The sequence below is a fragment of the Ruminococcus sp. B05 genome (genome assembly GCF_003628495.1).
In the GTDB taxonomy this organism is placed as follows: domain Bacteria; phylum Bacillota; class Clostridia; order Lachnospirales; family Lachnospiraceae; genus Schaedlerella; species Schaedlerella hominis.
Window position 1 is genome coordinate 662,239 of sequence record NZ_RBZR01000001.1, and the last position, 21,994, is coordinate 684,232.

The window sequence follows — 21,994 nt, forward strand, 5'->3', positions numbered from 1 at the left end:
CAATCGTTAAGTGGTGCTAACACTATTTTCTTGCAGTTCCATCTGCATAGATCTCGTACACCCATGCATGTGCCATATCAATCGTACATAGGTCTTGCTCAAACACTCTGATACGCATTTTCTTAATAGCTTTAGCCGGCAGAGAATCCAATGACCACCTATGATTACAATCCAAACAGCCATAGTCCTCTTGGTGAGGGAATACCATACAACCATCAAGGATAATCTCTCCGCGCTCCGAAGCCTCCCAAGCCTCTGGTGTGGGATACCCATACATAATCGGTGCTGTATGTTCTGATTTGCATTTTGGACATATTACTTTCATATAACCAATTCCTCTCACTCTACCTCTTTGTAAAGTTCAATTGTTTTCGCTGTAAGATTCAGATTCCTGGACTTATATCTCGCCTCCAACCATGATACACCACACGGTTTTAAATAAAAAAAGATGCCTGCCACTAGGAAAGACACCTCTCTTTATCCAACATAGATATTTACATATATTTTAATAATTCCTGTTCTATACTAAGGACATCCGGAAAAATCAACTTCGCTCCCTTTCTCTGCAATGCTAAAACTTTTCCTGCTTTATCCTTTAACTCCTTTTCCAGTCTACCATCAACACGAACTAGTATATTGGCAACAGAGTCCAGATACTCATTTTTCATATATTTTTCTGTAATCGGGCACATATTTTGAATCAAAAATGCCTTCTCATGACCAATCACTTCTCCAAAAGCAATTGTATCGCACCTATGATACTTTTGCATTTTCTTATTATAGATTACTTTAAATTTAGAAGTCTGTGATGAAAATCATATCATCCAAAACAGCTGCTTATTACTATCCTGGAATGCATAAAAGCATGGTCTATCATGTAACTGTCCATTTACCTTTTCCTTATTCTGCATCAAATAAGAATCTGGAAAATCCTTAAAGTATTGATCATCAATATAATAAAAATGTCCTATTTCCATTTCTTCTCCTATCGTCAAAAAGAGGCTCCGTCCTCTCGAACAGAACCTCAAAACATTTGAACTCGACCTTATTTGAGTTGCATATCGAGTAGCAACAAACATTTACAGTAATCTCTTACTGTACTTAAAATATACATTCAAATGTGCCGCCTGTCAAGGTCAAATATAAGTTCAAATCACAGCTTGCGGCTGCATTAATATTATATGTCCGTATCCAATTAGATATTCATTTTACACGATACTGCTAGACTATTCAACGATTGCACACTATATAACGATAGCCCTTACAATTTAACGATTGCTACTACCGTTAAAATCTGCACTTCTACATCGGCTCATTTGCATTCCCTCATTCGTAGTATTACCGTAGTCCCCAAACGCTCTGACTACCAGACTATGCCCCGTTTTGCCCCGTTATCTCTTGATTTATAAGGCTTTCCACAGTCCTGCCGTGGCAGATGAATAAAACTCTAATCATAATATTTTCTCCTCTCAAAATGCTAAGAAATGCCCTGTTCGGCAGGAGCATTCATTTTCATCGTATAGACTACACTTTTTGCAAAATACTGCAAAACGGAGTAAATCACTTCCCAGTGTAGTAGTCAGTTTAGGGGATGCAGACTACTGATAAGGATGTGCATCATTAAAAACTTGATCTATAGAACATTATAAAATCACAAACTTTTCTTAATTATAAAATTCTTCATATTCCGTTTTAGGAGCAAGCGATTGAACTACCGTAAACAACCTTTTGCATATATCATTCATTTCAGTAGCATCCGGCATTCGCTGATTCTCAAGATAAAACTTCAAGTACATTTTGTATGTTTTATCTGATATTGCACTCTTCTATTTTTGTTTTAAGTCTTTATAGCTTCTGTCGTTCCTCTGCATCTATATTCCTCATCTGCCTTCTTTCACCCGTACCATTAAAAGCATTTTTTCAAAAGATTGAGCGAATCTTTCATCATCTTCCTCCGTCCGCTTCTTCGGTCCCTTTATATGACATTTACGGAAACTTCTTCTGGCTTTTTTATTCAGGTGGCGTTCCATTAGCATCTGATCAATATTATCATTCGTGTACCATTTACCTGATTGATGAATAGCATAAGCACCTTTTCCCAATGCCATTGCAGCTACACCGTAGTCCTGTGATACGACAATATCTCCTTTATGGCAAATACTGATCAGTTTATAATCTACTGCATCTGCTCCTGCACCGACAACAACAACTTCGCTATAAGCTGATGACAGAACATGATTCGTATCACACAACAACGTTACCGGAACACTATTTTCTTTTGCAATTTTTTCAATGATTGCAACTACAGGGCAGGCATCTGCATCAACAAATATTTGCACTAGTTCCTCTCCATTTCTTTTTGAATCCATGTCATACTTATATCTACAAGATATTCCTGCTGCACTTGGCTTAGTTTCTTTCCCGGTTGCATTTTATGCCACTTCCGAATGCAATCTCTGCAACACGTTGCCGTTGCATGCTGGGCAATAAATACCGGATGCCCACGCATTGGTATCTGCTTGCCATCATTTGTTATATACGCCGGAGCTTCTCTCTTTGCGATAAACTCCTTTGCATGTTGTCTGATTGTATCCATGTCTCGCCTCCCGGCTCGGTCGTTGCTCCTGCTACGCAGGGTCGTCCACTGGACGACCGCAACCTTTTTCGTTTATGTAATCAATATCCTTCTGCTTCAGATGGAAACTGCTTCGAAACTTGGAATTATCCAGTCGTTCAAATAACTGCTTGTACCATTCATCCTTCGTCATGTCATCAACACAAATCGTATTGTTTCATAGTCTCTGTATTTCGATATTCATGCTTCTCATAATATCCTATCAACTTCCCATCATCTCTGAGTGCCACCATATAAACATCTTTATTCTGTTTCTCGTTATGAAAAGTATAAACGATATTATGACTTTCATTTACTGCAAACCAGTCCACTATCTGCTGTATTTTATCTCTTGATTCCGGATTATGACAATCCAACAGACTTCTTCCAACAAGTTTATCGCCACCTCGCTTCGCATAACTGATAACAGCTGCCGGATTCATGTAAATAATCTCATGCTTAAGATTGCATATAACAACGGATGCCCTGTCCTGATCAACAATACTTTCGTCAATCTGACTGTGGATAAGGTACCAGTTTTACAATAAAAAAGCAGACATAATCAGATGATATCCGTTAAAAAATATGCTTGAAAGATAATCTTTTGTGTATAAGCTTTCAGAAAAGGAACAGCAGAAAAAACTATAAACACAGTTTTTTCTGCTGAACATGATTATCCACAATATAAAAAAATAAAAATTCGTCACTTTTTACAATGACTTATGCATACCCTTGAACAGTAACAGGCAATCGTATGGATCATTTTTTTTACATCCAGTGGTTTGGCCAGATGTGCGTTCATACCACAGTCCAGTGCATGGCGTACATCCTCTGCAAAAGCATTAGCGGTCAGTGCGATGATGGGAATGGAAGAAGCATCCGTCCTGTCAAGCTTCCGAATCTGGCGTGTGGCCTCGTATCCGTCCATCAGAGGCATCATAATATCCATAAGTATCACATCAAATGTCCCCTCGGGGTGACGGGAGAAAAGTTTTACAGCTTCCCTGCCATTGGATACTGCAGTTACCACAGCACCTTCCTCTTCAAGGAGTACCTGTGCCACTTCTCTGTTTATTTCATTATCCTCTGCCAGCAGGATCTTTATGCCCTGAATGGAGTTTTGCTCAGATTCTGGCTCAGAAGAGATATCCGTTTCTTCTGCCTCTTCAAATGGCAAAGTGATCACAAAAGTACTTCCGATACCCGGAGTACTGGAAATCTCAATGGTACCACCCATCTGTTCAAATAGCGCTTTGGCAATGCTCATACCCAGTCCGGTGCCATGATATACACTTCGGGCATCCATATTCTCCTGAGTAAAGGGTTCAAAGATCTTCTCCAGATATTCTTTATTGATGCCGATTCCCGTATCAGAGATCGTCCATCTGCAGACCAGCTTATGATCATGGGAAGGGAGAGCATGGATCTCCGTATGGATTGCCCCATTTTCTCTGTTGTATTTGATACAGTTACTGTAAATATTCATCATGGCACGACGGAGGTGCAGAGGGCTGCCGTATACAAAGGGATGTTCGTATATCTCCGGTGCGATATGAACGGTGAAATCAATGCCGTTTTTCTGTGCCTGCATATCAATCAGCATCTGTGTCTCTTTTTCATATCTGATCAGATCAAAAGGTTCATGGTTGAGTACAAGTCCGCCCTCCTCGATCTTGGACATATCCAGTACATCATTGATAAGAGAGAGCAGATGACTGGCTGAAATGAATGCTTTTTCACGATTACTTTTCAGGAATCCGATATCATTTTCGTGCTTTTTATCAATTTCCAGCAGACCAATGATACCATTCAACGGCGTACGCATATCGTGGGACATACGGGAAAGAAAATTGGATTTCTCTGCATTGGCACGTTCGGCAGTATCAAGAGCTTCTTTGAGAAGCTTCTGGTGTCTGATTTCTGATTCCACCACATCGTCCACATTCAAAAATCCCAGAACAATGATACCGGAGTCTTCGTTTTTGATAAAGCGGAACTGATAGTAATGGATACCATCCCTGTCATTTATCCGGTAATTCCCCTTGTATTCGGACTGACCGGACAAAACACTCATTACATTATCCAGTTCCAGTGATTCTTCCAGCATTGTACGGTCATCCGGATATACACGCTGCCGGATATAGTCTGAGAGGAAAAGATCATAGGGGTATGTATTGTTGTGTTTTTTGTCCGGAGCAGGGACATCGCGGTCTTCCTGCTTGATCACAGAGAGAGTTTTTTCTCTGGGATTGATCAGGTATACGTTCAGGTAGTTGCTGCTCAGTGTCTGGACAATACTTACCTGTGTCTCATAGGCTTCCTGTGTTCTGGTGACATCCTCACCGTAGAGGATTGCTTCCAGATGGTTATTGGAAGGATTGAGCAGCAGTCTTGTCACATATTTGGAAAGCCTGGTTATATTGTCATCGTAGAGACAGCGGGAAACTCTGGTGACCTCTACCTGACCGTCCTCGTAGCTTTTCAGCAGGGAACTGCGGCAAAATGCGTTGATGAAATCGTTTCTGTCCTTTAATACCGGTATAAAAACAGCAGTCTCTGCAATAAAATGGTCAATGGAAGCGTCAGCATCTATCTTATAGGCCAGGGCAGAAGTGCCTCCGATCTTCAGAATCTTATCATCTGTAAGGTCGAGATGAAAGTAGCCGGCAGCATGGGTAATGGATGCCAGAAGAGAGTGGAGCTGATTTTCATAGATTTTGCGTGCTGTCACATCATTGTCTTCACAGGCCACTGCAATTACGAAATCCCGATAGTCATCGGCGTTTCCGTTTCTGGCAATGAGCAGATAATAGTAATGGACAGTATCTGTGACAACCCTGAAATGGATTTTGAAAGAGGCTTCCTGAGAAAGTCTTTCCAGCAGGGTTTCATAATTCAGGTGTCTGGACACATAGGAACGCTCATCCGGATGAATATATTTCTGGATGAGAAAATTAAATGACAGCTTATAGTCCGCATTATCTTTAATATCCGCAAAAGCATCAGTAAATCTGGAACGATATACGGAGATTTTCCCGGTTTCCCGGTTTACGCCATAAACAGACATGTAGTCAGAAGCAAGCAGGTTGATGGCACCCAGCAGACGGAGAGAGTTCTCACCTGTGGGAATAGACTTTGACAGGCTTTCTCCTTCGGCTACTGTGCTGAATACAAGTGCATGTCCTCTGCTACCGTCGGGCTGTACAGTCTCTACTGCATCAACTGTCTCATAAATATGACGGATCGGATCCAGGTAGGTCTTTGGCCCCTGTATCCCCAGTGCTACAGGGCAGGGCGGGCATGGGGAATCAAGCCCCATAAGTGCCTTATAGCATTTCACTCCCGGCTGGAGATTGGGGTACAGTTGTTTGGCAGTGTCGTTATAGCTTAGGATATTATAGTCTTTGTCTATGCTGTAATATCCGGATGAGTGTGTGTTCATAATTTTATACTCCTGGTGTTTAGTGCTTTAAAGTATACTCTTTTTACCAAAAAATAGCAATGATAATGGACGAATTTGTAAAGGTTGTACAATGTTTCGGGATTTTGGCATATTCATGCCAAAACGCCTCGCGGGATAGTAGCGTGTGAACAGTAACCTAAACTTCTTGTTCATCTGTAAAAGCTGACCACCTTAGTATTCTTTCTCTTTCATCTTCAAACATATCCACTCAGCTAATTGAAGCATACTTATTTCAAGAAAAAGAGCATATGGATTTGATTCCGTACACTCTATGATTGTAATCTTCATATTTATTTTACAGTGTCAAAATATCCAATGATTCCAATGTATCCATCCTTCTTTAAAGGCGACCACAATGTATGCAATTTCATTCTATACATCTGACTGTTATTATCCGCCGTCGCTTTTATCGTGGCAGATATTTCTTTATTTTGTACAGATGTCTGATGTAATAAAACACGAATACATTGAACCTCTTCTTCATTTACTCCAAATTCTTTGAACAAATTGAATTTCGGATTATCTCTCTGACATAATATCTGATGTTCTCCGTTTAAGATAGTTAATTGGCCTGAAATTGCATTGTAATCAATTGAGTACATTCCACTGTTTGATTTGAAGAAATCGATCTTTTCCTGCATGACCTTGACAACACTCTGTGAATAATTTTGATTCGGTAAAGATCTATCGCTGAGTATTTCATTAGAAAGTCTCTGTACTTCATGGTGATAGCTATTTTCATCCATTTCCTTATCAAACATATTTGAAAATTGAAGACTCAGTTCTTTCAAACATTTTAGAAGGATGGGGTTAAATTGTCCGCATTGCCCATCCAGAATCATTTGAATCGCTGTGTCATGATTAAATGCTTTCTTATAACATCTTTCACTTGTAAGTGCATCATAAACATCAACAATCGATACCACCTGTGCACAGATTGGTATTTCTTCTTATAAGTTCCTCCTGTCAATTGTATTCCACTAATTCATGAACCTCTGCTAATCATTTATATACATACCTTAAAATCGTTTTTATAACTTCATCAATCACAATCGGCTTTGACAAATGTGCGTTCATCCCTGCATCCAGTGATGCCTGAACATCTTCTGCAAATGAATTAGCTGTCATTGCTATAATAGGAATGTTTTTTCCATCCGGTCTGTCATTCATTGCCCTGATTGCTTTTGTTGCTTCATAACCATTCATTTCAGGCATCATGATATCCATCAGGATTACATCAAATGTGCCTTCCGGATGATTTCTGAAAATCTCAACAGCATTCTTTCCATCCACAGCTCTTTCTACATTCATCCCGAACTCTTCCAACTGCACGGCAGCAATCTCTGCATTCAGTTCATTATCCTCTGCAAGAAGGACATTCACACCTGTAAGATTTACCTTTTCAGAAAAACCTGTTTCTGACTTATTACATTCCTTATCTGTAATTTCCAAAGGAATATCCACAGTAAATGTGGTTCCCTCATGCTTTTTACTCTGCACGGAAATGGTTCCACCCATCATATCTACATACTTCTTTACGATAGCCATCCCCAGTCCAACTCCATGGTACTGCGTTCTCACACCGGAATCTTCCTGTGCAAATTCCTCAAAAACTTCTTTTGTAAATTCCTCACTCATGCCAATACCAGTATCCGAAATGCGGTAACGCATATTTATATATCCATCCCCGCCCTTTTCCTGACACCGGGCTTCAAATGTAATCGTCCCTCCATCCGGAGTGAATTTCACGGCATTGCTCAGAATATTGACCAGCACATCGCGCAGGCGTGCAGGATCCGCAAGTACATTTGGAATCTTTGCTTCTTCACGCTGAATTTTAAAGTTGATATCCCTGTTCATAAGAAAACCTTTTGTAATATCCAATGCAGAATCTGTAATGTTTTTCACATCCGCCGGTACCGGATTGTAATTCACTTTTCCACTTTCGATGCGGGTCAGATCTAATATATCATTGATCAGCGACAGTAAATGCTCTGAGCTTTCGTCAATCTTTTCCAGACAATTTTTCACTTCGTCTGACGGATTGTTTTTCATTGCAATACCGGTAAATCCTATGATTGCATTCATCGGTGTCCTCATATCATGGGACATATGTGACAGAAATGCTGTTTTTGCCTTGTTTGCAGCCTGTGCATGCTCTGCCAGTTCCGCCATTTCCTCAGCTTTCTCCTGGGCCGCCTTCTGAGCTTTTTTTCTTGCACTGAGACGCACCATTATCACAGCCATAGTAGTCAGCAGCCATCCAAAAATAAGAAGAACCCAAACAGTAACAACAGGATGCAGACGTATCCAGTCAACAAATGTCAGCTCTGTTGCTTTGTATGTGGTATACTGTGCTGCAAGATTTTCAACAAGATTTTGGGGCATGGCATACATTGCTTTCGTCAGAATACCAGCCAGCGCATGGTTCTCAGTTGATGAAATTACCATGCGGTAGGTGAATATAGGCTGTTCCAGCATAGTATATGTCATGGTGCCCGTAGTGTCACTGTTCACAAACGCCTGTGCCATGTAATAGTAGACGAAGGCGGCATCTGCTTTACCCTCACGGACAGCTTCCATCATTTCCTGTCGGGTACTGCACATCAGTTTTTCTGCACCGGGTGCCATTGCATCTTCAATTGAATTTGATGCTGTCTGGTCAACAGTAGTAACAACATTAATTTTTCCATCAAAGTCACGCCGTGTCACCCTTGCCAGCTGCATCGTAATGAAAGGTGCAGTAATCCCCCATTTTTTCGTCTCAGCATAGTTATCTGTTTCCAGGCGCGCATCGATGCTCATATCTGTGGTTTCCTTATTTTTCTGATAAGCAATATACTCATCTCTGGTGGCAGGTGTAAGAAACTCATAGGAAATCCCGGCATAGTCTGCAATTTTCCGGAAGTAATCCGGGATAATACCCTTCATCTCACCATTTTCATTATAAGAATATGGATAACGGGTCGGATCACACAGAACATGAAGCGGGTTGTCCTTGGAATACTGTGAAATAATACTTTTTTCTTTCTCCGTATATTCCAGATTCTTAGTTTCTATGCTTTCATAATTTTTATTGTAAAGCGTCGTTTTCCAGTCACCCTCAACTGCATTCATCTGATCGATTGCATAATTGATCTCATTCAGCAATTCTGTATTGCCCTTTTTAACAATGACATAGAAATCGCTGCTGCCAAATTTCTCCACGATTCGCTCATTGTTTGTTTTTCTCAGAGAACTGGTAACAATCGCATCAACTTTTTCGCTCTGAAGGGCTTCATCCATTTCTGTGGTCGTATCAAAATAAGATGGAACATATGTAAATTCTTTGTCGTCTGCAAAATCCGCAAACTCTTCATTCCGGGTGTTTCCATTCAAAAGCGCCACACGCATACCGTTGTAAGTGCTGTAATTGCCGTCCACAATCGTGCTGTTGTCACTGCGGACGGTCAGCATCCCATAATTGGTTCCGATCGGACGTGAAAAATCAAACTTTTCTTCTCTGTCCGGTGTTTTGCGGGCAGATGTTACCATGTCAATCTCGCCATCTTCAAGCATCTGCTGCATATCATCCCAGCTCTTATCATATCCGACATACTCGTAATCTACATCCCAATAACGGGCCATCAGCCGAAGAAAATCATAGCCATACCCACTGCGGTTGCCTTCTTCATCCATCACATGATAACCATCCATGGCAAAGAAACCGACTTTGACAGTTTCATGCTGCGAACTGTCCTCGGCTGCATATACAGTCTGGGGAGAAAATATCATACACACGCATACAAAAACCAGTAACACTGCCACATATTTCTTTGCTCTCGAAATCATATAAAATCTCCTGTCTGTCTGTCAAATATATTTCTCTATACATCTCCTTGTCAACCTCCTGTTTTATTCAAGTCGAACGCACGTGAGACTTGGTGCGTGATTCTGGTCAGCGAAAGCTGACATATTCTTCTCAGAATCACTGCACATCCCCGCGGAGCGTTTATCTCAGTCGGAGATTGTACTCCCACTGAGAAAGACTTGTTATTACTCACCACTTGCAGAAGTGGGAGTCTTCTCGACTGAGATAAAATTGCACTGCCGCATCAAATCCATTTGTCACTGTTCAATAACCTGCGGTTCGGTACCCCCCCCCACCAGATTTTATGCTTCTGATCGTCTTTTCCAGTACCTTCATCTCAACCGGTTTTGAAACATGTGCATTCATGCCAGCCGCAAGAGAATGCTGAATGTCTTCTGAAAATGCATTGGCGGTCATGGCAATGATCGGAATCTTCTTTGCCAGCTCATGGGAACTTCTGCGGATTGCTTTCGTTGCCTCATAACCATTCATAATAGGCATCTGCACATCCATCAGGATCATGTCATAATCACCTGGAGCAGACTGCTCAAATGCTTTCAAAATCTCTTCTCCATTTTCACAGATGGTACATTCCGCACCTTCAATCTTTAACAGTTCCGTCAGGATCTCTGCGTTCAGCTCATTATCCTCTGCACACAGGAATCTCATTCCCTGAAGGATATTACCATCCTGCTCATCTGTTTCTTCTTGTGCCGCCAGAGCAACCGTTCTATCCTCTGCAATTTTCAGATCCATGAGAACCTCAAAACAGCTTCCCTGTCCCAGTTCACTCTCCACGTCAATGGTGCCTCCCATTGCCTCAACCAGGTTCCTGGTAATAGCCATTCCAAGTCCGGTTCCCTGTATCTTATTAGTCACAGAACTTTCAGCGCGAGTAAACGGATCAAAGATTGTTTTTTTGAAATCTGCCGATATTCCCAAACCATTATCGCTAACTAAGAAACGGTACTTTGCATAGACAGATGACTTTGTCTCACATTCTTCTACCAGAAGCTGAATTTTTCCACCTTCCTGCGTATATTTTATGGCATTAGACAGCAGGTTGCTGAAAATCTGCATCAAATGAACCTGATCCCCATTCACCCACTCATGCTGAATATTTTCTTTTATGATTGTAAAGGTCTGCTGCTTTTCATATATTTGAGAATGAAATATAGTGTCAAGTTCCTGCATAAAATCCAAAATAGAAAAGTCAGAATACTTGAAGACTGTTTTTCCTGCCTCAATCTTACTCATATCCAAAACATCATTAATAATTCCTAACAGATGCTGTGATGAAATATCTATTTTATCTGCATACTCTATAACTTTTGCTTTATCACCTGCATCATGTCTGATCAAAGACGTGATACCAATGATTGCATTCATAGGTGTACGAATATCATGTGACATATTAGACAGGAAATCCGTTTTCGCCTTATTTGCATTTTCAGCTGTCTGCAAAGCCTCTGTTGCAGCGTTCTTTGCCTTTTTCAGTTTTTGATTGACTACTTCCATTTCCTTCATTGTTTGTAAATGAAGGTCATTATTTCTTTTTTCATACTCTGCTTTTTGATCTGCAAGACTAAGTCTGGAAATACTGTAGAATAATCCGGCAAAAAGTAAAAGTATAAAACCTGCCATAAGTATTGTTGTAAACAACACCGTCTTCTGGTAATCCATCAGCACATTGTCAACAACTCCCTTTTCCACAATGCATACCAAAATGGTGTTGTTGCTTTCTATCGGGCAATACCCCAGATAATAGGGATTCTGTTTTCCCAAAAGTGCAACTCCGGATTCTCTGTTATCAAACTTCTTTTTGAACAAATCAGCCTCTTCTTCTGTAATAGCCTGTTCCCCTTTTAAATGTTTTAACAAAGAATAATTACGCTGGTATTTATCACCACTCAGGTTCGTATATGTAATATTTCCGTCATAATCCAGCATGAACAAATATGCTTTCCCATCATAACCTTTCAGTTTTAACATGGAATCCAGTTTCGAATGATCATACACAGTTCCAATTGCCGTATAAGTTTCCCCATTGATAGTGTATTCCTGACATGGGATTGCAACCAGATAACCGTCTTTTTTCTCCTGATCATAATCAAGACGCACCAGTTTTCCAATATTGTATCCATTCTTTAAGTCCAGCAGAAATTTACTTGGCATATCAATCCGCATTTTTGTTCCACCTGCTGATATTGCCTGACCATTTTCCTGAAGGAATATAAGTGTACTTTCCGATTCTTTTTCCCATGCTTCAAAGAAACTTTTGTTCGTATCCGTTTCAAGAGACAGCTCCCTCTCATGAAGTAAAAATTCCTCAACCAACTGCAGCTGGCTGTAGTACCCACTCACCTGAAGATCATAGGTCTGCTGTATCTGTTCAACAACAGCTCTCATACTGCTTTTTCCATTTTCGCTGATATACTTACTAGACTTACTTATAAGATACTTTATACAAACTAAGCTTAAAAGAATAATAAGTAGTATAAGCAACAGCCTTGTTATTTTTTTTCTTTTATTTATCGTTTGTTCTATCTCCACTTTTACTGTTCAACCTCTATATAGTCTTCCGGTGCTGACGGCTGCTGTCCTTTTGACATTGCTTCGATCCATGCACTTGATAATGTTGTATCTTTAAGCTGCTCAATCTCACATTGTGGATTTATTTTTTTCAAAACAGACATTGTGGTGTCTGTAAGAAGAATAGAGTATTCCTTTTCTTTGTCTATTTTCTTATCATTAACTGTCAAGTCCTTTAATGAAAATCCACTTTCCGCTTGATTGACGATCATTTTCATACCGGATGCAATTGGTAATTCGTATTTATTGGTTACATAAAAATTCTCATCAGCATCGTCGAGATAATTTTCCACGAGTTCATAAACCTGTTTACCATTAATTTTTGCAAAATATAATGCTGTATCTGAACTCTTCGCTGTCATCATGCCAACCCGGCTACTGCTGCATTCTCCTTTGTACATAGAAGAAGTGAAATAATAATATGGTGCCAGAGCCAGCTGTGCATCATTTTCTTCTCTGATCGTAGTTAAAATGGAAGATGCTGCATCACGGCCATTTCTATCGTTCAGTGAAATGGAATATTCATTTTCAAAATTCACCGTTGATTTTTCTTCTGGATCTTTACGATTCATTATACTGCGCAAAGTATCATAAGCCTGTGTTTCATCCATTTCCCCTGACAGTAATCCGTGAACAGCCTCAAGACTTGCATCAAATGATTTTTGAGCGGAATATCGGATATAAACAGCATTATTATTAATTTCCACTTCCAGTCCAGGCACATCCTGCATCATGGTTGGAACATCTGTATTCAATGAAATAACACCGCTTCCATCCGCAATCAGCTTTTGCCCCTCTTCTGAAATCATACAATCCAGCACATCCAGTGCAGTATCCAGTTTCTCCCGGTCTTTTTCCAGGTTTTTGTTAAATGCAATGTTTAAGGATGGAGTCATGTACACGTAGGATTCATCCGATGTCTGTGAAAAGTAAGGAATACGGATCAGCTCCGCATCCATCTGTTTCTGTAGCTGCTGCATAACCGTCGGATGTCCATGAAACATTGCCGATTTTCCCTCGACAAACATCTGGGTTCCTGTATCGATGTCAATATTGATATCTTCTTTACCAAAGTGCGAGTCCTTAAGAAACTGACTGGTTTCTGAAAAAATACGTTTCCATAATGTATCATCAAACTTTACTTCATCCGCTGCAGTCTCTGCACCGTTTCGCCATTCAATACCATCCAGGCTTGTAAACTCACCGATTGCCGCAGCCTGGATGATTTCATTATTAGACCAGTCTTCACCAAGATCCATGGAATACGGTTTTATGCCATTATCATAAAACTGCTGACAGGCCTGTACATATTCCTCATAATTTTTTGGAATCTTAATTCCATACTGATCAAACAGTGTTTTGTTGGCAATGATCGTCTGCGGAATACCACAGATTGGCAGCCACTGGATTTCATTCTCCGCATTCTTATAATATTGCACCGCATAGGAATAGTACTTGGAAACAACATCATAAGAAGCAAAATCCATAAGATAAGGCTGTAAGTCCTGTGCATCTGTTTCAGAAAATCGACGTACTGTTATGATATCCGGTAATTCATCATGTTCTTTAAAATAACTGTATAAATCGGTATCATTGTTACCAATAATAAATTCAATATCCTGATCAGGAAACTGTTCATGGATATAGGGTGCAATATTTTTCATCAAACGATTTTCCCACAGATAAACTGTAAGATGATCATCGTTTTTAGATACTTCTTTCTTTGACTGTCCACATCCAGACAAGACAGCAGTTGCTACAAGTACACCTGACACCACTGCAATCAAACAACGTTTTGCCTTTTTCATACTTTTATTTTCCTCATTCTTTCCTGATAAAATCATTATTGTTACGTCTGTGAAATAACACCGTAAAAAAGCACCGTCAGACAGACAGTGCACCTCATTTTATGCAGCTGGCTGCCATTTTACAGGCCCTGTAGCTTTGCGTCCCAGACTTTCGTCTGGTTTGCCGATTTCCTTATTATAGCTTTTAAACTTATGCAAAAAACTGGTTTCATTATACTATAGTTCTCTACTGTACACAAGAAAAACATTACCATTTTAACGCCCGAAAACAAAAAAAAGAACAGCCGATACATATGAACTGTCCACTTTTTTTAATAATATTCTCGTTCTTCCCACCAGTCGTTCACTTAACATCGGATTCCAATATAAATCACATTCTCAGGCAGTAACAGTACAATAAGATTTATCGGATATTTCAACAGACGCTTATAACAATCCACTGTATATTTTTAAATCTTCATCCTTAAACACATTAAAGATTACCTTTTTTATTCTGCTGTCTTTGTTAAGATACTGCTTTACAGTATTCGTTGCAATCTCGGCAGCTCGTTGCTGTGGAAAGCGGAATACACCTGTAGACAAACAACAGAATGTAATAGATTCCACACCCGTATCAGCTGCAAGCTTTAGGCACTCTGTGTAGCAGCTTGCCAACAGGTCTTCATCTTCTTTTGTGACTTTCCATTGTATAATAGGTCCTACCGTATGAAGAATATATTTTGTCGGAAGATTGTATCCCGATGTTATCTTTGCTTTGCCGGTCTCTTCTTCATGCCCCTGCTTTGCCATAATTTCATGCATTTTCAGACGAAGTTCCATTCCAGCATAAGTATGAATAAAGTTATCAATACAGGCATGCATCGGCGAAAAACAACCAAGCATCTGTGAGTTACACGCATTCACGATCGCATCACATTTCAAAGTGGTAATATCCCCCTGCCAGATATATAATCTCGAATCAGATTTTACAGGTGCAAGCGTGTCAACATCTGTGATTCCACGCTCTATATTTCTTTCTGTAAGATACTCATCCTGTATTTTCAAAAAATCATTACTGATTGGTCTTGGCGGTCTGACATTCATAAGTGAGCGGAGCAGATTTTCCTGCCCCTGCTTATCCGTAGGAATGTTCTGTCTGCCAAACGGTATTTCTTCTTTTAAAAGATACTGAATTAGATATTCTCTTCGCTCATCCTGTGTCATAATACCAGCCCCCTTATATCAGTAATTGCCTTTGCCATATCACCGCCAATACCGATTGCACGTTCCCCGAAGCTTTCCGGAACTACCGCTTCATCCATATTCAGGCGTATCAAACTATAAGACGAGTTCTCCCTCACCATCTTTTCAAAAGGGAAACGTATAATAATCGGCGTATTAAATCCAACTCCAAGTTCCAAAAGAACAACCTTTTTATCTTTATTCTGTTCCAGAAAACCCGCATACCTGTCGGCTGCCTCATGCCACGCTTCATCTTCCACAAAATAATTATCACAACGGAGATTCATTGCCATATTGCCGCCACACACCGGACATTTTGGTACAAGTTCTGATGGAATCAGGCAGTCTCTTCTTGCTTTATCCATTTTACGAAACAGGTCTTTTGCATCGTAAGTCTTTAGATGACAGGCTTTCTGGCACTGGATTTTCCCATAATCTCCCTGTGTTGCAAATATTCTTTTTTCATCGAATCCCGCTTTATAAAACTGATGATCCACATTGGTTGTAAGTACAAAATATTCTTTGTTCTTTACAATATCATAAAGCTCTGTATAAAGCGGCAATGCCGGAGGATCAAAGCGGTTCATCAATGCATGTTTTGACCAATATCCCCACTTTGCCTCCTCAGACGGATATGGATAAAATCCGGCTGCATACATATCTGTCATGTAGTACTCACCGTATTTTTTTATAAATTCTTCAAAATTGTCTGTAAACCTTTTACCACCATATTGGATTCCCGCAGCTGTCGATACCCCGGCTCCTGCCCCGATTATAACACAGTCTGTATTTCTTATATTCTTTGCTGCCCTGTCAATCTGGTCTTCATATGCATCCTTTTGGAATACATAATCCCTTGCCGGAGTACTACATAAAAAGTTTCTCCAGTCAGCATGCCCTTTTCTGATTTTCTTAAAAATCATAATGAACCTCTTTTCTCAATACACTGCTTCGGACAAATTTCTGCACATCTTCCGCAATGCAGACAATGATTCTGGTTGATAGTAACCGGAACTGAAGATATATCAATGCATTTTTGCGGACATACAGAGTAACACAGTTTGCATCCAATACATTCTTTTCCAATAAAATACCCTGTCTGAACTGCCTCGGTTTTTCCAATTGTTATAGTATCCCTCACAATATTTGATGGATTGCTGATATCAAAATACTCTCCCTGTGCCTCATACAGCCGAAACACTTCGATTGCATCTTTCGTATCTCCCGGATAGATTTTCTTCATATATGGATTTTTTTCAAACATAATATCAAGATTCTTTTTTCCGATGTTCTTTATTTTTCCACGCAGAGACACCGCAATTTTGTCTTTTGTTGCGGATATTGCCACATACTGCTGCTCCATTAACTGGTCATAAAATGCTTTTCCCTTTGCTGTAAGGAAATACACACCTTCTTCATCATAGTACATCATATCTATGATTCTTGTCTGAGGATGTCCATCTGAACCTATCGTTGCAACTATTGTTGAATGAATTTCATCCACCAGAAGTTTAAGATAATCCATTTTTGTCATTTCAAAGTCTCTCCTTTCAGTATCGGTGTAAGTTTTTTATATGTCATCATGGCAATTAAAACAGCCCGCAGGACGGGATTCCCTGCGGGACTTGTTTTATCATATCTTCTCTCATCCGGACTTTACCGTCGGTTATGGAATTGCACCATATCAGCTTTTGCTCGCAGACTATACTGCCGGTCAGGAATTACACCTTGCCCCGAAGACTGTAATTTTTTCTGTTAATTATCTTTAAAATTCATAAGGTGGATTTCCAGAGAAATCTGCGATTAAACCATGCGGATTTTCAAGATAGAATACCTCAAAAATAGGATTATCTGCTGTCTGGTACTGTCCCTTAACGATAGGATTGTTCATGCATCCTTCCTTTACACTCTTGTTGTCCTCAAATACTGCTTTGCCATGAAGGCGAATCCATGCGTATTCAGGGGAAGATACTGATACTTCTACTTCAGGATTTGCTAACATATCCTTGTAAACATCCTTTGTGTTGTTAGTACAGAACCAAAGCTTTCCGTCCTGCTCAAAACAGAACATGAATGGACGGCATTTTGCCTTTCCATCTCTTCCGACGGTTGCTAAATACTGAACCGGGTTTTTCTGTAAAAATTCTACTACTTTCTGCATTTTAAATTACCTCCTCGCTATGTTGTAACAATGATTATTACATCTTGTAACTATACAATATCATCCGTTTAATGTAATGTCAATAGTTACATCAAACTTTTTGTAACTTTTTTTGTTACAACTCCTTTTGAAGATTTTACATTAATTATGAAAAACGAAAAGGCTCCGGAAATTGTGATGATATAATCACTCATCCGAAGCCTTCTGTAGGCTACTCTTCCTCTGTATACACTGCAATATCTTTTTTCACATCAGCAAGTGTCATTTCTGAAAGTTTTTCCTCCATTGCCTTCTGTACTTCTAACAGTCTCTTATCAAGAACATGGTGAATATTCTTTCCTACCGGACATTTCTGATTGGGATTCTCATGAAAATGAAACAGTTCTTCATCTGGCGCACATTCCACTGCTTTATACACATCAAGGAATGTAATCTGCTCCAATGGTCTGGTAATTGTCACACCGCCTGTCCCTCTTGCAACTTCAATAAGACCAGCAGCCTTTAATTGTTGCAATATTTTACGAACAATCACCGGATTAGTTCCAATGCTTGCTGCCATAAAATCACTAGTCATCTTCTGATCCGAAAATGTATCTATACAGGCAAACATATGGATTGCCATTGTAAATCTGCTTGAAATCTGCATTATAAACACCTCTCTTTGACAGTAATCATATCAAAAAACAGCTGTAATTTCAATGGTTACATTGTTGTTGGAAACTTAATATAAATACAATCAATAGTCTGCTTTAGAAAAAAAAGAAAGATACTTTACAAAATCTTCCTGTTCTCTTTTTGTTTTAGTAATAGCCTCGTTCCTCCCGCCAGTCTTTCACATAACATCGGATTCCGATATAGACCACGTGCACAAGAAGTAATAGTAGAATAAGGTTCATCGGAATGATTGATTTTATCCATTTTCCGAAGTAGATTGCAATAGCTGTACTCATTATCGCCATCATGATACTATTTGAGATTCTATTGCTTAATTGTCCGAAAGAATCTGCATCTGTCACAAACTCTTGAAGCAGACTTACAAATCTGTATTTTCTTCAGCAGTGCATTTTGTCTTTTTATGATCTGGTTTTCCATCACTTTCCATGACGCTGATTGTGTCTGTCCATTCTAAAATTTCTCATCAATTTTTCTGGCATCCGCACCCTCTTGGATCGCCGGTATCTCTAATTTCCCCTGCCTTGCATAAGAAATCTGCTTTTACTTCCTCTGCAATCATTTCTGCTACTTTTTTTGTTGTTCCGCTTGCACTGAAAAATGCCACTAATTTTTTACTCATAATAATGACCCCTTACTTTACGAATTTCTTGTATAAAAATAGGTGTACAAGATTTGATTTTCTCTTATACATCTATATTTTTATATTCCTACAAATTTTTCAAGAACCAGTATACCTTCAGAAATATTCATTTTTTCCTGAAATTCTTTTAAAAAAGTGTCTTCTACACTTCATCCCCAGCCCCTTTGTGTGGGCTATTTTCATCAGCATAATCATTGTATCAGGATAAAGTTCACAAAGTATCCGCAATACGTTCCCATAAGTTCATGTTATTATTGAAATCGTACATATTTCAGTATAAAAAATTCACTATTCAAATTCTGATTATTTATAGTAAATATGGTCTATCAAAATGACTATTTTCTTGTTTAACTTAACAAAACAATTCCTATGCAAAAAGGCGTAATTCACTTTACATTTTCCCCATATATTTTTCTGCCATATGTACTGCCACAGCCCCATCTGCAACAGCTGTTACTATCTGACGAAGTAACTTTGTTCTGACATCTCCTACAGCATAAACACCCGGAATACTCGTTTCAGTATTTTCACCTGCCACAATATATCCTTTATTATCCAGTTCTATCTGATTATCTAAAAAATCTATTGTCGGTTTTCTTCCTATACTCACAAACAAGCCGTCACATTCTATAATGTTTTCTTCTCCTGTAACTGTATCTTTCAACCGCACACCAGTCAATCGTTCTCCATAAAGCAGTTCTTTTACTGTACTATTCCATCGAAACTCTATATTTTCAGTTTTCATCAGCTGGTCATTGTAAATTTTTGTTGCACGTAATGTATCTCTTCGATGAACAATGATAACTTTCTTAGCAATTCGACTTAAAAGAGTAGCATCTGATATAGCAGAATTTCCACCACCAACAACAACCACAATCTTATCTTTATAAAACATACCATCACAGGCGGCACAATAAGCAACTCCATGACCTATCAATTCTTTCTCTTTATCAAGACCAAGTTCTCTTGGATTTGCTCCTGTAGCTATCACTACTGTTTTCCCAATATAAATTCCCGAACTGGTTTCTACTCTCTTAAGCTTTCCTGCTAAATCCATATTAAAAACTTCTGCATATTCACTTTTAGCACCATATTTTTCCGCCTGTTTTTGCATTTTCTCTGCCAATGAAAATCCGTCAATTCCATTTTCAAAACCAGGATAGTTATCAATCTGCCATGTCAGTGACATCTGACCACCTGCAGATAATTTTTCTAAAACAATTGTATCAAATCCTGCTCTGGCTGCGTATAATGCTGAAGTATACCCTCCAGGTCCTCCCCCCACGATAATCATATCGTAAATATGATTTTCATTCATACAGCAGTCCTCCTTTTATTTTTCCAATGCTTCATTAATAAAATTCTCTATCATTATTTTTGATTCAGGTGCAACAATAGAATCTATTGCCTTTCCATCCCGATATAAAACCAGCGTAGGAATTATCTCAATCTTTTCAGCTTCTGCAATCTGTGGTTCTTCATCAATATTTACTTTTCCAGCAATAAGAATATCGCTGTATTCTTCACTTATTTTTTCATAAGCCGCTCCAATTCTACGGCAATAACCACACCAAGGTGCCCAGAAATCAACCAAAACCGGTTTTTCTTTATGAATTAATTGTCCAAACTTTTCTTTATTTATATTTATTGATGTCATATTTTTCAACTCCTTCTCCTGTTTGAACTTAATATATCGCATAAAAGATCTTACTTCTGTGATGATATCACAGAAAAGATAATTTACTTTATTACACTTCTTTTTATTTCTATTTATGGCATATGCCAGTTACATAATTGACGCATCTAAAAAAAGCAAGTATACTATGTTCGTAAAGGAGATAACGGTTATGAACTTCGAAAATTGTTTTCCACTATGGAATGACTTAAACACAACACAGAAAAAAATAATTTCAGACAATTTAATCACACAGTATGTAAAAAAAGGGACAATCATTCACAATGGAAACCTGGATTGCACTGGATTATTACTGGTTAAATCCGGGCAGCTTCGAACCTACATACTTTCAGATGAAGGACGAGAGATTACACTTTACCGTCTGTTCGATATGGATATGTGTCTTTTATCCGCCTCATGTATCATACGCTCCATTCAATTTGAAGTAACCATTGAAGCAGAAAAAGATACTGATCTTTGGATCATCCCTGCTGAAATCTATAAGGGCATTATGAAGGAATCTGCTCCCGTCGCAAACTATACCAATGAGTTAATAGCCACCCGTTTTTCTGATGTCATGTGGCTGATTGAACAAATCCTGTGGAAGAGTTTGGATAAGCGTGTTGCTTCATTTCTTTTAGAAGAGACCTCTATCGAAGGAACAAACGAGCTGAAAATCACTCATGAGACGATTGCTAATCATCTTGGTTCCCACAGGGAAGTTATCACTCGAATGCTTCGATACTTTCAAGGCGAGGGTCTCGTCAAACTCTCCCGCGGCAAAATCACAATCCTTGATTCAAAAAGACTGGAAACACTCCAAAGGTCATAAAATTGTTTTTCTGTAACATATAAAGAAGAATCCGCCATTTATCAGAATTATGAAAGTCATTCTAATAAATGGGGGATCTTTTTATATTACGAGAAAATTATAAAAATATTATGATTATTTTTAATAATCCATACCACATGCATATGCCTTTTCAATCAGCGCACGGTCATTGACAACTGCATCATAGAAGCGGAATCCGCCGGAGAAGTTGTATGTTTCATATCCATTTCCTTCCAGAATACGACTGGCAATATAACTTCGCAGCCCACTCTGGCATATCAGGTAAACAGGCTTTCCCTTCTCAATTTCATTGATACGTTCCCTTAGTTCATCTATAGGAATGTTTTTGAATCCATCCATATGCCCCCTGTTAAATTCACCTACAGTTCTCACATCCAGCAACACAACACTTTTATCTCTAGAAATCTTATCCATATCTTCCAGATGCCATTGTTTTAAGGTA

Annotated in this window: 20 protein-coding genes, 2 pseudogenes and 2 riboswitches; of the genes and pseudogenes, 1 reads left to right on the forward strand and 21 read right to left on the reverse strand. The window is 39.1% G+C overall.

The genetic code is table 11. The features are described 5' to 3' along the window. Positions 1 to 22: 22 nt before the first annotated feature. From D8Q48_RS02900 to D8Q48_RS17425, 20 genes and pseudogenes are all read right to left on the reverse strand, one after another. Positions 23 to 325, reverse strand: a complete 303-nt coding sequence (locus tag D8Q48_RS02900) for a hypothetical protein (RefSeq protein ID WP_130647807.1) — start codon at positions 323 to 325, stop codon at positions 23 to 25. Between the two features lie 169 nt (positions 326 to 494). After that, complete coding sequence (locus D8Q48_RS17400; protein ID WP_243116201.1) at positions 495 to 728, reverse strand: hypothetical protein; 234 nt, start codon at positions 726 to 728, stop codon at positions 495 to 497. Positions 729 to 815: 87 nt separating this feature from the next. Continuing rightward, positions 816 to 977: a hypothetical protein gene (locus tag D8Q48_RS17405; RefSeq protein WP_243116202.1), complete on the reverse strand. Its 162-nt coding sequence runs from the start codon at positions 975 to 977 to the stop codon at positions 816 to 818. A 903-nt stretch (positions 978 to 1,880) separates the two neighbouring features. Further along, the gene (locus D8Q48_RS02915) at positions 1,881 to 2,339 is read right to left on the reverse strand and encodes a YaiI/YqxD family protein (RefSeq protein WP_121055331.1); all 459 of its coding nucleotides are present in this window, start codon (positions 2,337 to 2,339) and stop codon (positions 1,881 to 1,883) included. Between the two features lie 23 nt (positions 2,340 to 2,362). Beyond that, positions 2,363 to 2,768 (reverse strand): annotated as a pseudogene (locus D8Q48_RS02920) (DUF4186 family protein); the annotation flags it as partial. A 4-nt stretch (positions 2,769 to 2,772) separates the two neighbouring features. After that, a complete protein-coding gene (locus D8Q48_RS02925; protein ID WP_243116203.1) occupies positions 2,773 to 3,057 on the reverse strand; it encodes a fatty acid/phospholipid synthesis protein PlsX in 285 nt (94 codons plus the stop codon). A gap of 260 nt (positions 3,058 to 3,317) precedes the next feature. Further along, the gene (locus tag D8Q48_RS02930) at positions 3,318 to 6,056 is read right to left on the reverse strand and encodes a response regulator (protein WP_121055333.1); all 2,739 of its coding nucleotides are present in this window, start codon (positions 6,054 to 6,056) and stop codon (positions 3,318 to 3,320) included. A gap of 311 nt (positions 6,057 to 6,367) precedes the next feature. Continuing rightward, entirely contained in the window at positions 6,368 to 7,003 is a 636-nt protein-coding gene (locus D8Q48_RS02935; protein WP_243116204.1) for a hypothetical protein, read from the reverse strand. A gap of 76 nt (positions 7,004 to 7,079) precedes the next feature. Continuing rightward, positions 7,080 to 9,908 (reverse strand): transporter substrate-binding domain-containing protein, encoded by a 2,829-nt coding sequence (locus D8Q48_RS02940; protein WP_118688965.1) that lies wholly within the window; start codon positions 9,906 to 9,908, stop codon positions 7,080 to 7,082. A gap of 283 nt (positions 9,909 to 10,191) precedes the next feature. Then, complete coding sequence (locus D8Q48_RS02945; protein ID WP_121055335.1) at positions 10,192 to 12,336, reverse strand: ATP-binding protein; 2,145 nt, start codon at positions 12,334 to 12,336, stop codon at positions 10,192 to 10,194. A 146-nt stretch (positions 12,337 to 12,482) separates the two neighbouring features. Further along, positions 12,483 to 14,327: an ABC transporter substrate-binding protein gene (locus D8Q48_RS02950; protein WP_121055337.1), complete on the reverse strand. Its 1,845-nt coding sequence runs from the start codon at positions 14,325 to 14,327 to the stop codon at positions 12,483 to 12,485. Between the two features lie 99 nt (positions 14,328 to 14,426). Beyond that, positions 14,427 to 14,502, reverse strand: a riboswitch (cyclic di-GMP riboswitch). Positions 14,503 to 14,753: 251 nt separating this feature from the next. Next, positions 14,754 to 15,530: a protein-ADP-ribose hydrolase gene (locus tag D8Q48_RS02955; protein ID WP_121055340.1), complete on the reverse strand. Its 777-nt coding sequence runs from the start codon at positions 15,528 to 15,530 to the stop codon at positions 14,754 to 14,756. After that, positions 15,527 to 16,471 (reverse strand): Sir2 family NAD-dependent protein deacetylase, encoded by a 945-nt coding sequence (locus tag D8Q48_RS02960; RefSeq protein WP_121055342.1) that lies wholly within the window; start codon positions 16,469 to 16,471, stop codon positions 15,527 to 15,529. The genes D8Q48_RS02955 and D8Q48_RS02960 overlap by 4 nt, the downstream gene beginning before the upstream one ends. Next, complete coding sequence (locus tag D8Q48_RS02965) at positions 16,468 to 17,082, reverse strand: 4Fe-4S binding protein (protein ID WP_121055344.1); 615 nt, start codon at positions 17,080 to 17,082, stop codon at positions 16,468 to 16,470. The genes D8Q48_RS02960 and D8Q48_RS02965 overlap by 4 nt, the downstream gene beginning before the upstream one ends. 99 nt (positions 17,083 to 17,181) lie before the next feature. Beyond that, positions 17,182 to 17,293: riboswitch (FMN riboswitch) on the reverse strand. 20 nt (positions 17,294 to 17,313) lie between these two features. After that, positions 17,314 to 17,709: a pyridoxamine 5'-phosphate oxidase family protein gene (locus tag D8Q48_RS02970; RefSeq protein ID WP_004844992.1), complete on the reverse strand. Its 396-nt coding sequence runs from the start codon at positions 17,707 to 17,709 to the stop codon at positions 17,314 to 17,316. A gap of 211 nt (positions 17,710 to 17,920) precedes the next feature. Continuing rightward, positions 17,921 to 18,355, reverse strand: coding sequence for an Rrf2 family transcriptional regulator (locus D8Q48_RS02975; RefSeq protein WP_009243644.1), 435 nt, complete (start codon positions 18,353 to 18,355; stop codon positions 17,921 to 17,923). A 154-nt stretch (positions 18,356 to 18,509) separates the two neighbouring features. Next, positions 18,510 to 18,671: a DUF6040 family protein gene (locus D8Q48_RS17410; protein ID WP_330514241.1), complete on the reverse strand. Its 162-nt coding sequence runs from the start codon at positions 18,669 to 18,671 to the stop codon at positions 18,510 to 18,512. Positions 18,672 to 18,916: 245 nt separating this feature from the next. Beyond that, positions 18,917 to 19,003: pseudogene (locus D8Q48_RS17760) on the reverse strand (flavodoxin); the annotation flags it as partial. A 412-nt stretch (positions 19,004 to 19,415) separates the two neighbouring features. After that, positions 19,416 to 20,342 carry a thioredoxin-disulfide reductase gene (gene trxB / locus D8Q48_RS02990; RefSeq protein ID WP_117989810.1) on the reverse strand — a complete coding sequence of 309 codons (927 nt, stop codon included), beginning with the start codon at positions 20,340 to 20,342 and terminating at the stop codon, positions 19,416 to 19,418. A 15-nt stretch (positions 20,343 to 20,357) separates the two neighbouring features. Beyond that, positions 20,358 to 20,681 carry a thioredoxin family protein gene (locus tag D8Q48_RS17425; RefSeq protein ID WP_005330449.1) on the reverse strand — a complete coding sequence of 108 codons (324 nt, stop codon included), beginning with the start codon at positions 20,679 to 20,681 and terminating at the stop codon, positions 20,358 to 20,360. A 115-nt stretch (positions 20,682 to 20,796) separates the two neighbouring features. Here D8Q48_RS17425 and D8Q48_RS03000 point away from each other — a divergent pair, with 115 nt between their 5' ends. After that, positions 20,797 to 21,531, forward strand: coding sequence for a Crp/Fnr family transcriptional regulator (locus D8Q48_RS03000; protein ID WP_347562271.1), 735 nt, complete (start codon positions 20,797 to 20,799; stop codon positions 21,529 to 21,531). Positions 21,532 to 21,651: 120 nt separating this feature from the next. Here D8Q48_RS03000 and D8Q48_RS03005 read toward each other — a convergent pair. After that, the coding region (locus D8Q48_RS03005) for a rhodanese-like domain-containing protein (RefSeq protein ID WP_279230723.1) at positions 21,652 to 21,994 on the reverse strand (343 nt) is incomplete at its 5' end.

Coding starts and splice junctions, on each gene's coding strand:
- D8Q48_RS02900 (WP_130647807.1), bottom strand. CDS start 325: ATGAAAGTAATATGTCCAAAATGCAAATCAGAACATACAGCACCGATT.
- D8Q48_RS17405 (WP_243116202.1), bottom strand. CDS start 977: ATGGAAATAGGACATTTTTATTATATTGATGATCAATACTTTAAGGAT.
- D8Q48_RS02925 (WP_243116203.1), bottom strand. CDS start 3,057: ATGAATCCGGCAGCTGTTATCAGTTATGCGAAGCGAGGTGGCGATAAA.
- D8Q48_RS02930 (WP_121055333.1), bottom strand. CDS start 6,056: ATGAACACACACTCATCCGGATATTACAGCATAGACAAAGACTATAAT.
- D8Q48_RS02940 (WP_118688965.1), bottom strand. CDS start 9,908: ATGATTTCGAGAGCAAAGAAATATGTGGCAGTGTTACTGGTTTTTGTA.
- D8Q48_RS02945 (WP_121055335.1), bottom strand. CDS start 12,336: ATGAGAGCTGTTGTTGAACAGATACAGCAGACCTATGATCTTCAGGTG.
- D8Q48_RS02950 (WP_121055337.1), bottom strand. CDS start 14,327: ATGAAAAAGGCAAAACGTTGTTTGATTGCAGTGGTGTCAGGTGTACTT.
- D8Q48_RS02955 (WP_121055340.1), bottom strand. CDS start 15,530: ATGACACAGGATGAGCGAAGAGAATATCTAATTCAGTATCTTTTAAAA.
- D8Q48_RS02960 (WP_121055342.1), bottom strand. CDS start 16,471: ATGATTTTTAAGAAAATCAGAAAAGGGCATGCTGACTGGAGAAACTTT.
- D8Q48_RS02965 (WP_121055344.1), bottom strand. CDS start 17,082: ATGACAAAAATGGATTATCTTAAACTTCTGGTGGATGAAATTCATTCA.
- D8Q48_RS02970 (WP_004844992.1), bottom strand. CDS start 17,709: ATGCAGAAAGTAGTAGAATTTTTACAGAAAAACCCGGTTCAGTATTTA.
- D8Q48_RS02975 (WP_009243644.1), bottom strand. CDS start 18,355: ATGCAGATTTCAAGCAGATTTACAATGGCAATCCATATGTTTGCCTGT.
- D8Q48_RS17410 (WP_330514241.1), bottom strand. CDS start 18,671: ATGATGGCGATAATGAGTACAGCTATTGCAATCTACTTCGGAAAATGG.
- trxB (WP_117989810.1), bottom strand. CDS start 20,342: ATGAATGAAAATCATATTTACGATATGATTATCGTGGGGGGAGGACCT.
- D8Q48_RS17425 (WP_005330449.1), bottom strand. CDS start 20,681: ATGACATCAATAAATATAAATAAAGAAAAGTTTGGACAATTAATTCAT.
- D8Q48_RS03000 (WP_347562271.1), top strand. CDS start 20,797: ATGGCATATGCCAGTTACATAATTGACGCATCTAAAAAAAGCAAGTAT.